The following is a 15,475-nucleotide window of genomic DNA, read 5'->3' as shown; positions in this document are numbered from 1 at the left end:
TGCTTTTATTAGTTGTTTTTTGTAGGGGAATTAACAAAATGAAAACAGTACGCTAAGGTCAAGACTGTGTCAATGTGACGCTCCGCTTCCTGCCTAGTCCCATTCTAAACGGAACACAAACACGTATTCACACGCTTCGATGGTTTCCGCCAACCCGTCTTCAGTGCTTGCTGTACTAGGCACCTCCTCGTCACAAGAAAACGTGACAAGGCTTTGTCCTTTTTCGTTAAAATCAAGCGTCCCACTTGCTATGCTTACTACCTCCCCTTCTTCCAATTTTGGCAACTCGATCGGCTGCCTGCTTTTCATTGAGCCTCCTTCTTGGAAAAGGACGAGGCCGGCTTCATACAGCGCTGTTTCGTCTTCGTTTTCATAAGAATTTGGGCTGTCTATCGTTATCACCATTTCTTCCCAATCTGCAAACAATGTTTCGCCTTCGTCTGCATTCATCCTATATATTTCTTGCGACCATTCATTGGAGAACTGGCCGTTTTCATATACATCGAGCTGAAATGAAAATGTTTTCTCTGGTGGTTCGAAACGAGAAACATCATACACAAATGAATGGCTGTTGCCGACTTGCAAATAACGTTGTTCGATTTCAGAAAGTTGTTTAGGCTCCAACACATTCGCCTCCGCTTGGCTGCAAGCTGTTACCAACAGGGCAGATAGCAATAAAACGGCTTGTTTCTTTATCATAAGGACATCTCCTTTTGCCAACTTCGTTTTTTGTTTTTTTAAGGGATCATTTGGGTATATTCTCCACTCTCTGCAAACAGAGAAGCGCATCAATCACTCCATTCTGTTATGTTCGTATAACCAAATGATAGGAACAGTTGGCTTGCCCCCCAGCCTGCACCTACACCGACACCAATCAGCACCACGACAATTAGCAGCCGCAGCCATAATTGCATTTGCCAAGAAGTGTTTATACGAAAAAGTGCCCAGCATAAAGCCAACACAAAAGGAAACAGGGCAATCATCAAGAAATAGTACGTCGAAACAGGAGGATTGTCGGTAGCCATTTCCCAAAAAGGCTCTTCATCATAGACGTTCGCGAACGGATAAGAGGCAGTCATTTCTCGCAAATGGTCACTGATTTTTGCTGCTTCGGTTTTGATTGGATACACAATCTCCTCTTCCGTAAACGTATCTATTTTTACATCTAGTTGAGCTGCTAAAGATGCAGGGATTAAGAACGAATAACTGCCTAAACGTTGAAAATCTTTTTTGGCTGTGCCCATCACACGAAAATCAAAATCACCCCCGTCGGCTAACGTTCTCTCGCCATTGGCGGTTTCCTCTTCCCACGACATTAACTTGACTGTCTCATCAATCATATACGCGTGGCTTAGGTCGCTGCCAATAATGACGGCTCCATTGCTGGCCTTCATGTCGTCTACTGACAGCAACGGTGTCACGTCCAGCAGCGACAAAACCATTTCCCAGTGCTGATCTGGAACGGCTAACAAGTCTACATAGATTTCCGAATAACTTGTTTCGCTTTCCTCGGCAATCAGATAATTGCCTTGTTTCGTTAACGTCACAAACGAAAAACCATCGGCGCTTAGCTGTTCCAGAAACTGGTCAGCCTGCTTCTTAGGCGCTTGCAAGTGGACAAACGGCCATATGTGCTCTTCCTCAGCAGTCCAACCATAAAGCGCTTCCCGTTCCTGCTGCAGCTTGTCGATCTGTTCGGTCAGTTGCTGATAAGGTGAAATGGCAAGAAAAGCCATTGCTGCTGATAAAGCGACTACCACAAACCCTGTTTTTGCTGGATACGGTATATGCCGGTTTGGTTTAGGATCACCTAACGCACGAGCGATGAGCATGCTTCTTCCAAGCACTACGGCCAAAAGTAGAAGAAGAGCCATTGCCAGCAAAGTAAAGCGAAGGGACACCGGGATATAAGCCAATTGAGCAACCCCTATATAAAGTGATAACCGCGTCGCCAAGTCTTCTGCTAAAGCAAAGCCAAACAGATGGAATGCCGTTAGCGCCAAAAGCGTAGAGAAGACAGCTAAAATGACCGCTAGCACACCACTCGTAACGACCAATTGCCAATTTAGCCTTTTAGGAGAGTGCCCTAAATAAACAACTGTTCGTGCCACTGTTCGAAGCGCTAAGCCTAAACGTTTCATCGTTATGAGCCAAAACGCAATAAACATCGCTGCCGCGCCAATAAGCAAACTATAGCCAGCAAATTGTAGTTGTTGGAAAGAAGCAGCCGTTAGCCCTTCGATGTAAAATAAACCGGATTGCGTGTCAATATTTTGCTGGACGGTCTTGCCAGTACGCGCTTCGAGATCACTTCTTACTTTAGTCTTATCGTCCGTATTTGCCCGAATGTAAATGTCGGCAGTTTCATCGATGTCTCCAACTAATAACGCCTCTTCCGACATCCCGTAAAACAGGCTGACAAAGATGTAGAAATGATTGTTGCCGTCGCTGTCGATCAATTCAACTTTGTCTCCGTATTGGATGTCTGGAAAATGGACGGAAACAAAATCGTGCTCTAGCGCAATTTCTCCCTTTTGAACAGGTGAACGATTAGTAAAATAATAAGGGCCCGATTCTACAAACTTTGGCTGATCAAACATCAATATTTCTATCGTTTCTCCAGTAACTGTTTGCCAATCTGTAGTTGTCATGCTCCTCCACGTTTCATGGACTTCTGGCAAAGCACCGACTTGGTCCATTGTTTCTGGAGAAGCTTGCTTAATCGAAAAGTCGTATGTATAGCCAAGTTGCAATGCTTCGTTTTGCTTATAATTGGCATTTATTTGTTGTAGCATTAAAAATAGACAGATGAAAGCGGCACATGCAAACATCGCCCCCATCAATGGGAAAAGCAGTGTTGTTTGATGATGCTTTATGTTAAGCCAAATCACTTTCCAAAGCCTATGTATTAGCATTTGTTGCCTCCCCATTCACGAATAGCGCCATTATCCAGCTCCACGATATGAGGAGCCCACAGTGCCTCTTCATACGAACTCGTCGCAAATAAAATCGTTTGCTGACGTTTTCTCGCCCATTGCTGAAGTTTTTGGAACAACTCCAAGTCAATTGGGGCATCTACTAAAAAGACAGCTGGCTCACCAGCAGCCGCCCGGGCAAGGCGAACTGCCTGACAATCATAATGCCCCAACTCTTTAGTAGGAAACGCCAATAACGGCTCAACGCCAAAATGGCCAGCAACTTCTTTAAGCCAAACTTTGTTGCGCTTTTTTTGTTGCAACGCAGCTAAAAAAGCGATGTTTTCTTGTACGGTTAATTCAGCGAACAATGGTGCTTCCTCGCTATAGACGCCCATTTCTTCACGGCGCATGAGGGCTTTTTCTTCCGTGCTGCAATTCGTTAAGTTGTATGTTCCTACGACTGCTTCTCCTTCGTCTAGCTCTAAAAGGCCGGCAATGATTGCCAACAGCGTCGACTTTCCTGCGCCTTGGCCGCCATAAATCGCCAAACATTCGCCTCGTCCCACACGCAAGGATAGGTTTTTAAGTACTTGACGGCGTCTGTTCCCCCGTCCAAATCCAACTTTCACTTTCTCCAGCTCAATATGCTTCAACTGGCGGCCTCCTCTCCACTTCTCTATTTTGCCATGAAAAAAGCCGTTTTCCTAGTTTCACTTTAAACAATTGAACTACTATTAGAAAAATAATTTAAGCGCATGGGCTTGCCTATACTTAGTTGCTTTTTACACAAACTAAAACCCGCCTCCTAAAAGAAGGCGGGCTGTTTCTACTACTTCAAGCTATCTGGAAAAACGCTTAAATCGATGTCAAATACGATTGGCAAGAATGCATAGACGGCGAGCACGATGAGAATCGTTGAGAAGACATTGAGCCAAAAACCAGCTCGGACCATTTCAATAATTTTCACCTTGCCTGTACCGAAAATAATCGCATTCGGCGGCGTTCCGACTGGCAGCATGAATGCACAGTTTGCCGCAATTGCACATGGCGCCATCAACGCAAATGGATGGACATTGATCGCCACTGCCAACGAAGCGACGATCGGCATGATCATTGTCGCCGTCGCCGTGTTCGATGTGATTTCCGTCAACATCATAATAAGCAACGTGGCGCCACCGATAATGAGCAACATATGGAGGCCATCTAGCACCGTCAATTGTTCGCCAAGCCAAACCGACAAACCACTTGACTGGAAACCAGCTGCAATCGCCAAACCGCCGCCAAACAAGAGCAACACGCCCCATGGAATGTCTCTTGAATCGGCCCAATCAAGAATGCGAGCGCTTGCTTTTCCAGGAATTAAGAACAAGAACATGGTTGCCATGATCGCGACCATGCCATCTGAAATCCCTGGAAGTTGGAAAATCATCGCGTTATCGCCGCTCCAGAAGAAATCTTTAGTGATCCACATAAAGGCGGCAAAGGCAAACACGCCAGCGACAATGCCTTCTTCGTAAGAAATGCGGCCAAGCTTGCTTCTTTCGGATTGAATGACTTCTTTCCCGCCTGGCAGCTCTTTGATTTTCGTTTTAAAGGCAATTCTACCTAAATAAAACCATGTAAATAGCAAAACAACAAGCATTAATGGCGTGGCAAACAGCATCCATGAAGCAAACGAGACTTCAATGCCAAACAGCTCTCTCACTTGGCCGGCAAAAATAATCGTCGGCGGCGTTCCAATTAACGTTGCAAAACCACCAATCGTGCCAGCATAGCCGACGCCAAAAAGCATTGCTTTCTCAAATTTAGGCAGCTCGCGCCCTTCTTTTTGCCCTTTTAGTGTTTCGGCGACTTGCGCTGTAATCGCAAGTGCCATTGGCACCATCATCATAACAGCAGCTGTGTTTGACACCCACATCGACAAAAACGCCGTTGCTGCCATAAAGCCGAGCAAAATTCGCTGCGTGCTCGTACCAATGACGGCAATGATGAAGAGGGCAATGCGTTTATGCAAATTCCATTTTTCCATTGCTGTTGCGATAAAAAATCCACCTAAGAATAAAAAGATAATGTCATTTCCGTAAGACGAAGCAACAGCAGAACCTTCCATTGCCCCTGTGATCGGCAGTAAAATCAATGGCAGAAGCGATGTCGCTGGAATCGGGATTGCTTCCGTCATCCACCATGTGGCAATCCATAATGTGACCGCCAGCACATGGCGCCCTTCTGTTGGCAGCCCTTCTGGATGAAAGAACATTAGCGTAAGGAAAAACAAGAGCGGACCTAATAAAAGGCCGACAAGCTGAGCGCGGGAATAAGGCTTTTTTTCTTTTGGCTCTGGCTGGCCTCCGCTGTTTTGCTTTGCCTGCTCATGCTCAGCCGCTTCTCGTTTTAATGCACTGGTCCCTTTTTGGGCATATGAAAAAACATTAAGCGCGCTTTTGGTTCTTGTATGTTGCTGCCATAAGCGGTCCCATGTGATTGATAAAGCTTGTTTCATGATGATCACCCCTAATCTGAAAGCGTTTTCTTATTTTTCCATAAGAGAGGGGGATCCGTCTAGTTTTTTTAATTAAATGAAACTAGCTTTTAAAAACAAGGCTGCTTCTGGGCTTGCTTTATACGTTTGTAAGGGCCTGCCGGAACTTTGGTAAACGAGCTCTTTCTCAACCAGCTGTTCTTCTTCAAAGAAACGCATGTATTTACGCAACGACACATGGGAGATTTCCGTGCGCGCTTCCAGTTCTGCAGCCGCAAGCGAGTCGTCCGCTTCAATCAGGCAGCTCAGTACGCGGATAGCTGTTTCCTTGGCAATGCCTTTAGGCAACGCGTACACTTTTCGTTGCCCGCCTTTATGAAGCAGCCTGTCCACATCTTGTTGTGTAAAAGATGCATTGGCGTCTAGCTGGCTAGCACGGTAACGGTTTAACGCTTCTTGAAAGCGGGCAAATGAAAAGGGCTTGATCAAATAATCGACAACGCCATATCGGGAACCTGTTTGCACGGTCTTTGCATCGTTAGCAGATGTAATCAGAATCACATCGGTATTCGTGTCTTCCGCGCGGATGCGTTTTAATACGTCGAGGCCATTTTCCTGGCCGACAAACACATCAAGCAAAAGCAGATCCGGTTTTTGTGTTTGGATCAAGTGAACGCCTTGTTCGAGCGTGTGGGCTTCTCCAATTAATTCAAAACCGGCTACTTTGCTTAAGAAAAGACGGTGAAACCTTGCTACATCGATATCATCTTCAATCACCGCTACTTTAATCACTGCTGTTCCCTCCTTTTTCTCCATAAGGAATATGGATCGTGACAATCGTGCCTTCCCCTTTTTCCGACAAAATGTCGATCGTGCCATGAAACGGCTTCAATTTTTCTCTAATATTCGCAAGACCGTAACCACGGTCGCCACCTTTCGTAGAACGCTGTGACGCCTCCTGTTTAGTCGGTGAAAAACCGATGCCATTGTCTTCAATCACATAGCGGAGCACTCCACCTGCTTGTTTAAGCGTCAGCGTCAGTTTTTTTTCATCTTTGTGTTGCATCGCTTCCCACGCATTGTCAAACGTGTTGCCAATGACCGTTACCCAGACGTCTGTGAGAGCCGTATTCATGCTTGGCCACGGTGTGCCGCTTTGCACTTGCACAGATACGCCCATTTGTTCAATCCAGCCAATTTTTTGGGCTAAATAGTGGGCAATGCTGACATCCTCTACTAGCTGTTCGACTTGGCTCGCTGCACTTGCTGTCCGTTTATGGTACCGTTCAGATAATTGTTCAATATAGTTTGTTAATTCTTCGTACGACTCCGTTTCTACCATGGCATGGATGATATGGAGTTTATTCATAAACTCATGTGTTTCGCTCCGCAAACTATGGGCATATACTTCAGCGCCAGCAAGGCGCCTCATGACGTCATCCAAGTGGCTCCGTTCATTAAAAGTCGCAAGGGCGCCAACACATTCTCCAGCTACATACATTGGCACACGGGTTGCCACTGTTTCCACATCGCCTTTCTTAATCGACTCATTCGAGAATGCGCTTGTTGCTGTCAACGCCTCTGGTAGCTTAAGCTCAGGCCAAATACGGTCGATTGGCACGCCATCAAACTCTCCATGATACCCGGTACGCCGCAAAAATTGTTTCGCCGCATTATTGGCCAAGAGCACTTCGCCATCGTTGTTGATCGCCAAAATGCCTTCATCGACTGCTTCAAGCATTGAATTGCGTTCCTCGACAGCTAAAGCAATTTCCGCAGGCTCCAACCCGTTAAGCGTTTTTTTAATGCTTTGCCCTAACATCGAAGCACCGACAATGCCAATGAGCAAACTGCAAAACACGCTCCATAAAAGCATTGATTGGCTATCCTTTACCGCTGCGGCGATAGCCTCAGTCGAAATGCCGACAGAAACAGCGCCAATCTGATTGCCTGCCTCGTCCCAGACAGGTTCAAAAGCACGCATCGACGGCCCAAGCGTCCCCTCCCCTTCGGATGTGTAGCGATGGCCGTTAAACACATCAGCAGCGTCTTCGCCAACAAACATTTGCCCGATTCGTTCTGCTACAGGATGTGTATAACGAATACGGTCGTTATCCATCACAACAATATACTGGAGGTCATTTTCTTCTCGAACCGTTTCTACGTAAGCTTTCAGCTCGTCATTGGTTTCTCCGGCCACAAGAGCAGCCTTAGCCATCTCACTATGGGCAATATGGCTTGCACTAATGCGCACCTTTTCCGCCAAATGGTCTCGTGCGCCAGTCGCTTGGCTATTGGCCACAAAGGCGCTCAAAATTAAAATCGAAACGAGTACAATTAAACCGCTAAACAGCATAATCTGCCCTTTTAGCGGCAGCCGCTTATACCCCTTCATGACAGGCACTCCTTTTCATACAGTAGTACTATGATAACAAGCTTTTGTGCAAATGAAAGCAAAAAAAGGCCTCATGGGAAGTGTTATACTAACCATAAACCGCTTATAAGGAGCATGCAAATGGATACAGAAACACTCGCCATCTACAATCAAGCAAAACAAAAAGTCGGCACAGCAACAAGAAAAACGGCCCATGAAAAGGGGCTTTGGCACGAAACATTCCATTGTTGGATCGTCGATGATTCTCAAACGGAGCCTTACATTTATTTGCAACGACGCAGCGCCCACAAAAAAGATTTCCCTAGCTTGTTTGATATTACCGCAGCTGGCCATTTGCTCGAAGGTGAAACAGCCGAAGACGGCATACGCGAAGTCAAAGAAGAATTAGGGATCGACATCCCTTTTGCTGACCTAGACTTTCTCGGTCAATTCCGCTGTATGCCGAAACACCGTGATATCTATGATTATGAGTTCGCTTTTACATACGTATACCGGCAACATATCCCGTTTGAGCAATTTCGATTACAAGAGGAAGAAGTCGCCGGCATGGTACGCGTGCCATTTTCCGCTTTTTATCAACTCTGTTTTGGTACGGTCAAAGCGATCGAAAGTGACGGGTTTGTGGAAGAAGGCAAGATCCGCCGCCCTTATTGCGAGCGAATGACATTGAATGACCTTGTTCCTCACCAACAACGTTTTCTCCAGCTAGTAGCCATTTCAATCGACCAATTGCTTAAAAATGAAAAACCACGCTAAATAAGGCTTGCTGTGCCTTGAGAGGGAAAAAAGAGCCTCGGAAGATCATGGGAAGGAGAAAGGACAACAAGAAACATTCACTCGATTCGCAAGGCATCGATCCACGACAAATAGAAGCCAATGAGGAAAAGCCGCCTTATCAGCTTAACAGCCGCGCTATGAAGATAACCCCACTCCTTCCTTGAACGTTCGCAAAAACAGCGGGTAATCAAGCGTGACGGCAATTCGAGGGCCTTCATTTCTCATCCCAGGACGAAAATCAACATAGGTCAGTCCTTGTTCTTTGCCATATGTAATAATTTCAATTGGACGTTCAATATAACCAGCCATTTCCGGTGTCCGGATGAGCATCAGCGGCACCAAATCATGAATAGGGGCCCCAAGGCTGCCAGGCATCATTTGCTGGTGCGCCTCGATGTAATGGGAGCAAATCGCCCGTATAACGTGAGAAAATGGATTTTTTGCTTGTTCTGCCCACTTGTCCACTACTATTGCTGGTAGCACCGCCTGGTTGGTGACGTTTAAGGGGGCAAGCGTTAACGGAGTAGCACGGCTTATAACAAGCTGTGCCGCGTGGGGGTCGCCGTAAACATTTGCTTCAGCTAGTGGAGTGGCGTTTCCTGGAATAAAAAAGGCTCCTCCCATTACATAAAAAGAATGGACATCTTTCATTTCTTTCTCAAATCCGACAAAAGCAGCTGCGAGCGCTGTCATTCTTCCCGTATCGACAATGATCACTTCTCCTTGAAAACGGGCAATGATTTCAGGAACAGTCGCAAATGGCCGGACTGGAATCTCGTCATGGGCAGGCAATTGAATCGGACCCATTCCGCTCTCTCCATGAATATTAGGATAGTATACTAAATTTTCCTCAACAATTGGCATGCTTGCCCCAGATATAAGCGGGATGTCTGTCCGCCCCGCTAAATGGAGCAAATACGCAGCGTTTGTAACTGCTTGCTTCTTACTGACATTCCCGTAACTAACGACAAGCCCGATTAGTTCAATAAAAGGGGCAGAAAGTGCATACATAATCGCCAATGAATCATCGATACCAGGGTCGCAAAACATCAGCACTTTTTTTGTCATGCTTTCCTCCTGTTTTTTTCTTCATATATCCTATGATGGAAACGATCTGGTTATGAGGAAACAAATGGGATCTCATGTATGTATAAACAGTTTCAAAAAGTCTTGATTAAAGGGGCCAATCGCCAAAAGCATCGGGGCGTTCACACATCAAAATAAATATGGTAGTGTCTAGCGCATCCGGGGTTAAAGCGTGTGCCACAATGGGTACATTCCCCTTTTTCAAGATAGTCGCTAATCGCCATCGTTTTTCGGCATTTGCCACAGTAAATCGCGTTCGCGCCAAACTCACTCTTTGGCCACGTTTTAATCTCATGCCCCACTGACTCAGCATGACACTTATAACACGGATAAAATTGGCCACAGCAAGCAAATTGGATCGCAACAACATCGATTTCTTGCTGGTAATGAATACAGCGTGTCTCATCGTCAATTGGAAACCCCTGTATGGTTGGCAAGCAGCTCACTCCTTTGTTATAAGAAAGGGCTGCGCTCACCGCAGCCCCCAGATTGTAAACATGCGCTCGCATACTTTGTCGTTTGTAAGTAGATGATTATTTTTGAAACAACGAAACAACAAAGCCAATGACTGCCCCGAGCAAGGCAGGCACCACCCAAGCTAGTCCAAGCTCGGCAAACGGCAACGCCAGAAAGCCGGGGTAGCCCCAATCGGGGTTTGCAGCTAACAAGCCATCATTTAAGCTGACAATTCCGGTGAATAAGACAGCAAATTGGTAAATGGATCGTCTTTCGCCAATCATCTTATCTAGAAAAGCAAGAAAAATAAGCACCATAATAATCGGATAAATAAAATGAAGCACTGGCACTGACAATGAAATCACATTTTCCAAGCCAAAATTAGCAATGACAAGGCTTAATAACGTAAACAATAGTACAAGCAATGGATAAGAAAGACGCGGAAACCGTCTATTAATATAAATGGCACATGAGGAAATCAGACCTGTTGCTGTTGGAATACAAGCAAACAAGATCGCAAGGCCTAGAATCACATTGCCATAAACGCCAAAATACGCATTGGAAACAGCAGCAAGGATTTCATGACCCGTTTGTGCCGAAATCGCTGTTGCGCTAGTCGCACCGAGATAACCGAGGCCTGCGTAAACAACGCCTAAACAAATTCCAGCCACAAGCCCTGCCTTCCATGCCGTTTTTTGGATCATTAACCGATCTTTAGCGCCTCTATCCTCAATCGCTTTAACAACAATGATACCAAACACAACGGAGGCAATCGTGTCCATCGTCAAATAGCCTTCTGTAATTCCTTTAAATAATGGATAATTCGTATATGCTTCCGTTGGAGCCTGATAGGTTCCTAATGGGCCAAACACAGCCGCAGCAAGCAATATAAAAATGACAAGCAGCAAAAAAGGCGTGATAATTTTCCCGATGCGATCGACAAATTTCCCTGGGTTCAGGGCAAGCGCATAGACGATCGCAAAATAAATCAATGTAAAGACTAAAAGGGAAAGGGAACTTCCGCCATCTTTTAAAAAAGGCACAATCGCCATTTCATAAGAAACCGTCCCTGTCCGCGGCACCGCAAACAACGGGCCAATTGTCAAGTACGACAACGTTGTTATTGCTACGGCAAATTTAGAATGAACACGCCTGCTTAGCCCTTCCGCATCAGAGCTGCCAATATACGTAATCGCGAGAACGCCTAGAATCGGTAGCCCTACGCCTGAAATTAAAAATCCAATTATCGCTGGCCATGCATGCTCTCCAGCGTTCAGTCCCAATTCCGGCGGAAAAATTAAATTTCCTGCGCCGAAGAAAAGAGAAAATAGCATGAGACCAATAAAAAATGTTTCTTTGTTTGAAATCCTTCCTGTTGACTCCATAACAATCCCTTTCTGAAAAATGCAATTATCTGACATATTACTGCGCTAGTTGACGGCAGCAAAAATGATTCTAACATAGCTTTTCTACACTGTCTATTTCCACCTTTTCCTAGCTAACAGTTGGCTGCGTTTACATTGCATAAATGAAAAAAACACATCCTTGAAAAATAGGTTTTAAAAACACTTTTCGGGCATTTCCCACCTACTCGATAGAGCTCATTTTTTATTTTCATCGCAATAATATATTGCCTCCGCTACTGTTTACCGATCTTCCTTGTTTTCACCGCCCCCAACCACTTCTTTATAGACGTGGTAAGAGTACCAGATTGCGATAATGGCCCAGCCAAAAATAAGGAGCACGAACATGATTCCAAAGGCTGTGGTATATGTTTCATGTGACGAAAATAGTAACGTGCAGGAAAGGCGGTAATAATAAAGGCAAAGCCCACAATTAACAGGAGTTTCCCCCCTAATAAATTTGAGCGCTTCCATACCTCGTCATTGCTTAATGCCCATTTTGTTCGTACCCCGAACGCCAGGTTTGGTTTTGCCTTCGTTCCAAAATAGCCAAGAACGACCGTCATAATCCCTAAACTGATACTTATCACCATCAAAATTGTTACACCCAAGTCGGCTACTCTACCTGTATTATCAAGTAAAACCGCTCCATGCAGCAAAGAGAGGATTAAGACAATCACAAACACCCAGCGTAGGTTCACGTTCATCAACCTTTCTATGCTATGTAATATAAGCGCCCCCATAATTATCATAATTCGAATCAATTCTACTAATCACTTACCGTTCTTTCTAACCTAGACTGCTTCGCTTATCTACCCTACCTCTCCGAATTTTTTGGCCTCGTCTGTGGTTCTCCCTTTAAATTGAACGAAAAAGACAATCCCTAAAATGATTTCGAATATAGCGACGATGAGCGGTACATAGGCCAGGCCAACGTAGTCAATCACCATTCCAGTTATAAGAGCACCAATATTGATGGAAAGCAAGCTGCACGTGTTCCATAATCCAAAAATTCGCCCTCTCGCATTTGCCTCTACATGTGTCTGCATCACCATTCGTTCAAAAGGAACGACAAATCCGCCAACGGCAGCAAAAAGGAAGATTACAAACATCCCTTGATGGATGGTTTGTGTAAAACCAAACAGGGCCCATGTAGCTCCCATCAATATGTAAATCCATCCATACGTATGAATTTTCGCAAACATAAATTTTCGGTTCGCTATCCATATCCCTAAAGCAACTGATGTAGCCCCTTCTGCAATATACAACAGACTTAATCCAATTGCCGGCATATCGTAAGTTATTACGGCCATCTGCTGTAACATCAAGTTAAAGGAACCGATTATTAACCCTCCGGTTAGCGCAAATAATAGTACATAGCGGATAAACACTTTATTTTTCGCAATCGTAAGACCGACTTTCAATTCTTTTATAAAATGGCGTTCCTTCGGTTTTACTTTTTCCCTTTTAACTTGAAGGCGGGAAACAAGCACTGCTGAGATCACGAAAGCAATCGATGCTAGCACCCAAAAATAATTGGGATCGATCAATGTAATAACCGTACCGCCAGTAGCCGCTCCAATTAGCCGAATCGTACTCGTTAATGTGAAATTTAATGAATTTGCGACAATTAAGTCGTCGCCTTTAATGATTTCGGGAATGATTGTTTGCCGAGCGACAGCGTTTAATGAATTGAATACTCCGATCACAAAGCGAACGATAAAAAACAGCGTCCAGGCGAGCCACCCATCAAAAAACGGAACGAGAATAAAGAGGGCATGCAAAGGAGCACGGACCCATTCAGAAACAATTAAAACGGTGCGTGTATGAAAGCGGTCAATGATTCCGCCTAAACCAAAACTCATAAACAAAGGAACGATCCCGCTAAGCGCCCATAACGCTCCAAGTTGAACACCTGTTTCCGTGATCTCGCTCAACAGCATTAGCATCGCAATAAAGGCTCCCCATGTCGCAAGACCACTAATTGTAGTCGTGAGCAGTAAATGTCTATAATTACGGTTTTCCTTTAATATTCGTATAATTTCCGATTTCTTACTCATATCCGTTCCTTTCAAAACCGTTACTAGCTCGGATTGCTACCTCTTTAGTGTTTTAAAACAGTAGCCCGAGCGATAAGCAAGCCACTACTATGGCCGTTACTCGTTTTCTAGCCTCGGGGAAACGTCTTTTTGGCCAAAAATAAAAGGAGAAAGAGTACTCAGAAATGAAGCTTATTACCTGACGAACTTGGCTGATTTAATAGTGGACTTTAAGCTTATGCCAAATAGCCTTCCAGTTCTTTTTCATCATCCGCTCTCTGTAAATGGCCGCTCGTTCTTTTGTTTCAGTAAAATATGGGGTCGGTTTTAATTCTAAATGGAGGACATCTTCGATTCCACAAGGAGAAGCAAGCACCAAATGATTGTCTTTGTCTAACGTCACGCCTAATGCAGTTGCCGTTTCTGGAAACTTTGAAATCGCATCTTCTGAAGATGTATAAGGCGGAAAATGATTCATGACATGCATTCTAGCTTGATTTTTAACAGACCAAGGGATACCAGGCATCAAACGTTTCAAATTGCTCTCTAATCCTTTTTCGACATTCTCGTCGATGTTGGTATTATCAAAATAAATAACATCTACATCTGGTGTCTCCGTTCTATCATTAAAGCCGTGTAACGTATCCCAAATTTTTGACCGTACAAATCCTGCACATATCCACCAATCAGGCAAATCAAGGGAACTTGTAGTTTTAATGATCTGCATCATTTTTTTATCGCTTTGAATGAGCTTTAGGATATCCTCTTTATTCTGTATCATTTTGAATGAACCCCTCTCAGGAACAACGTTTACAAAAAGAGCTAGATAGATAAGTCAAAGAGAGCGTTTTTTGCCCCCTGTTGCTACCCTTTCTACAAAGCACTGAACCATCCCTTCCTTTACCAGAAGTTTCTCGGAACGATTTATTGAGCTTGAAAGAAAAACTTTCTTATCGCCTCCTATTCAAAATCGGTCCTATCTACACACGACCCGCTGTTGTACGCTAAAAGAAAAAGGCAAGGAGGCTTTCCTTATGGACTTTCATGACAAGCGCAATCAAAACAGCTATAGCGGCCGCACCGCCGATTCAAAGTGGCTTACGACTATTGCCAACCAGCTGTCGCGGAAACACATCGATACGGCCGCTGACATTGGCTGTGGCGGAGGGATCTATACACGAGCGCTGGCAATGATCGGCATTCCCCATGTCATCGGCATCGATTCGTCCGCGCAAATGCTCGCTGATGCCAAAGCGGCCTGTCGAGATTTTCAACAGATTGCGCTTAAAAAAGGGGATTGTGAGGACCTTCCTCTCGCAAGCGGGTCGATTGATTTGCTTTTGGCAAGAGCGCTCATTCACCATTTGCCAAGCGTGCAGCCTTTTTTTCAAGAAGCGTGGCGGACATTAGCCGACGGCGGCCTTTTTATCATCCAAAACCGTACGCCTGACGATTGCTTTCTTCCCGGAAGCGCTGAGCATGTGCGCGGCTACTTCTTTTCTGCCTTCCCACACCTGAGGAACATAGAAGCAAAGCGCCGCTTTTCTAGCGCCCACATTCGCCAAGCCCTTCATTCTAGCGGCTTTTCCCTTTTAAGTGAGGAAACGCTATGGGAGACACGGGCGATCCATCAAAGCAAGCAGGAACTTCTCGCTGATCTATCGAAACGGAAAGGGCGCTCGCTTTTACATCAGCTTTCAGATACGGAATTGGCTGAACTTGTACATGTCATTGATACCACACTCGAACAGGACGGTCCGATCGTTGAGAAGGATCGCTGGACGTTATGGATTGCCGGGAAGGAGCTTGAGCGATAAGTATACTGAGATAATTGTAAAAGTTGGCCACTCTTAAAAACAGCCAGTGTACTTTCAACGTCTAGCATCTCTACGAAATCCTTTTCGTTGTTGCCAACTCTGCTA

14 protein-coding genes are annotated in these 15,475 nt (G+C 45.0%); 2 read left to right on the top strand and 12 right to left on the bottom strand.

The genetic code is table 11. From position 1 onward, the window contains the following. Positions 1-93: 93 nt before the first annotated feature. From BUC05_RS06820 to BUC05_RS06795, 6 genes are all read right to left on the bottom strand, one after another. A complete protein-coding gene (locus tag BUC05_RS06820) occupies positions 94-699 on the bottom strand; it encodes a hypothetical protein (RefSeq protein WP_035205794.1) in 606 nt (201 codons plus the stop codon). An 89-nt stretch (positions 700-788) separates the two neighbouring features. Continuing rightward, positions 789-2,915: an ABC transporter permease gene (locus BUC05_RS06815; RefSeq protein WP_011248826.1), complete on the bottom strand. Its 2,127-nt coding sequence runs from the start codon at positions 2,913-2,915 to the stop codon at positions 789-791. Then, the gene (locus BUC05_RS06810; protein WP_035205792.1) at positions 2,909-3,571 is read right to left on the bottom strand and encodes an ATP-binding cassette domain-containing protein; all 663 of its coding nucleotides are present in this window, start codon (positions 3,569-3,571) and stop codon (positions 2,909-2,911) included. The genes BUC05_RS06815 and BUC05_RS06810 overlap by 7 nt, the downstream gene beginning before the upstream one ends. 176 nt (positions 3,572-3,747) lie before the next feature. Continuing rightward, complete coding sequence (locus BUC05_RS06805) at positions 3,748-5,418, bottom strand: SLC13 family permease (protein WP_011248828.1); 1,671 nt, start codon at positions 5,416-5,418, stop codon at positions 3,748-3,750. Between the two features lie 72 nt (positions 5,419-5,490). Continuing rightward, on the bottom strand, positions 5,491-6,189 hold the full coding sequence (locus BUC05_RS06800; protein WP_035205788.1) for a response regulator: 699 nt from the start codon (positions 6,187-6,189) through the stop codon (positions 5,491-5,493). Further along, the gene (locus BUC05_RS06795; protein WP_011248830.1) at positions 6,182-7,792 is read right to left on the bottom strand and encodes an ATP-binding protein; all 1,611 of its coding nucleotides are present in this window, start codon (positions 7,790-7,792) and stop codon (positions 6,182-6,184) included. Before BUC05_RS06795 ends, BUC05_RS06800 begins: the two co-directional genes overlap by 8 nt. A gap of 120 nt (positions 7,793-7,912) precedes the next feature. Here BUC05_RS06795 and BUC05_RS06790 point away from each other — a divergent pair, with 120 nt between their 5' ends. Beyond that, entirely contained in the window at positions 7,913-8,548 is a 636-nt protein-coding gene (locus tag BUC05_RS06790) for an NUDIX hydrolase (protein ID WP_035205785.1), read from the top strand. A gap of 156 nt (positions 8,549-8,704) precedes the next feature. Here the strand turns inward: BUC05_RS06790 and BUC05_RS06785 are convergent, their stop codons facing one another. From BUC05_RS06785 to BUC05_RS06760, 6 genes are all read right to left on the bottom strand, one after another. Continuing rightward, on the bottom strand, positions 8,705-9,637 hold the full coding sequence (locus tag BUC05_RS06785; protein WP_011248832.1) for a nucleoside hydrolase: 933 nt from the start codon (positions 9,635-9,637) through the stop codon (positions 8,705-8,707). Positions 9,638-9,777: 140 nt separating this feature from the next. Continuing rightward, the gene (locus tag BUC05_RS06780; protein WP_374757918.1) at positions 9,778-10,101 is read right to left on the bottom strand and encodes a CHY zinc finger protein; all 324 of its coding nucleotides are present in this window, start codon (positions 10,099-10,101) and stop codon (positions 9,778-9,780) included. Between the two features lie 87 nt (positions 10,102-10,188). Beyond that, a complete protein-coding gene (gene brnQ, locus BUC05_RS06775) occupies positions 10,189-11,496 on the bottom strand; it encodes a branched-chain amino acid transport system II carrier protein (protein WP_011248834.1) in 1,308 nt (435 codons plus the stop codon). 254 nt (positions 11,497-11,750) lie between these two features. Then, positions 11,751-12,215 (bottom strand): SdpI family protein, encoded by a 465-nt coding sequence (locus BUC05_RS06770; protein ID WP_160162526.1) that lies wholly within the window; start codon positions 12,213-12,215, stop codon positions 11,751-11,753. Positions 12,216-12,326: 111 nt separating this feature from the next. After that, complete coding sequence (locus tag BUC05_RS06765) at positions 12,327-13,574, bottom strand: MFS transporter (RefSeq protein WP_035205925.1); 1,248 nt, start codon at positions 13,572-13,574, stop codon at positions 12,327-12,329. 196 nt (positions 13,575-13,770) lie between these two features. Next, a complete protein-coding gene (locus BUC05_RS06760; RefSeq protein WP_011248837.1) occupies positions 13,771-14,334 on the bottom strand; it encodes a nucleotidyltransferase family protein in 564 nt (187 codons plus the stop codon). Positions 14,335-14,587: 253 nt separating this feature from the next. On the opposite strand from BUC05_RS06760, the gene BUC05_RS06755 reads away from it, so the two are divergent. After that, on the top strand, positions 14,588-15,370 hold the full coding sequence (locus BUC05_RS06755; protein WP_011248838.1) for a class I SAM-dependent methyltransferase: 783 nt from the start codon (positions 14,588-14,590) through the stop codon (positions 15,368-15,370). The last annotated feature ends 105 nt before the right edge of the window (positions 15,371-15,475 follow it).

The sequence above is a fragment of the Shouchella rhizosphaerae genome (genome assembly GCF_900142675.1).
GTDB lineage: Bacteria > Bacillota > Bacilli > Bacillales > Bacillaceae_D > Shouchella > Shouchella rhizosphaerae.
Note: the sequence above shows the minus strand (reverse complement) of the source record. Positions and strands in the feature narration are given on the sequence as shown.

What these genes read in the sequence shown, in the direction of transcription:
- BUC05_RS06760 (WP_011248837.1), bottom strand. Translation starts at nt 14,334, where the DNA reads ATGATACAGAATAAAGAGGATATCCTAAAGCTCATTCAAAGCGATAAA.
- BUC05_RS06815 (WP_011248826.1), bottom strand. Translation starts at nt 2,915, where the DNA reads ATGCTAATACATAGGCTTTGGAAAGTGATTTGGCTTAACATAAAGCAT.
- BUC05_RS06790 (WP_035205785.1), top strand. Translation starts at nt 7,913, where the DNA reads ATGGATACAGAAACACTCGCCATCTACAATCAAGCAAAACAAAAAGTC.
- BUC05_RS06795 (WP_011248830.1), bottom strand. Translation starts at nt 7,792, where the DNA reads ATGAAGGGGTATAAGCGGCTGCCGCTAAAAGGGCAGATTATGCTGTTT.
- BUC05_RS06755 (WP_011248838.1), top strand. Translation starts at nt 14,588, where the DNA reads ATGGACTTTCATGACAAGCGCAATCAAAACAGCTATAGCGGCCGCACC.
- BUC05_RS06765 (WP_035205925.1), bottom strand. Translation starts at nt 13,574, where the DNA reads ATGAGTAAGAAATCGGAAATTATACGAATATTAAAGGAAAACCGTAAT.
- BUC05_RS06805 (WP_011248828.1), bottom strand. Translation starts at nt 5,418, where the DNA reads ATGAAACAAGCTTTATCAATCACATGGGACCGCTTATGGCAGCAACAT.
- BUC05_RS06820 (WP_035205794.1), bottom strand. Translation starts at nt 699, where the DNA reads ATGATAAAGAAACAAGCCGTTTTATTGCTATCTGCCCTGTTGGTAACA.
- BUC05_RS06785 (WP_011248832.1), bottom strand. Translation starts at nt 9,637, where the DNA reads ATGACAAAAAAAGTGCTGATGTTTTGCGACCCTGGTATCGATGATTCA.
- brnQ (WP_011248834.1), bottom strand. Translation starts at nt 11,496, where the DNA reads ATGGAGTCAACAGGAAGGATTTCAAACAAAGAAACATTTTTTATTGGT.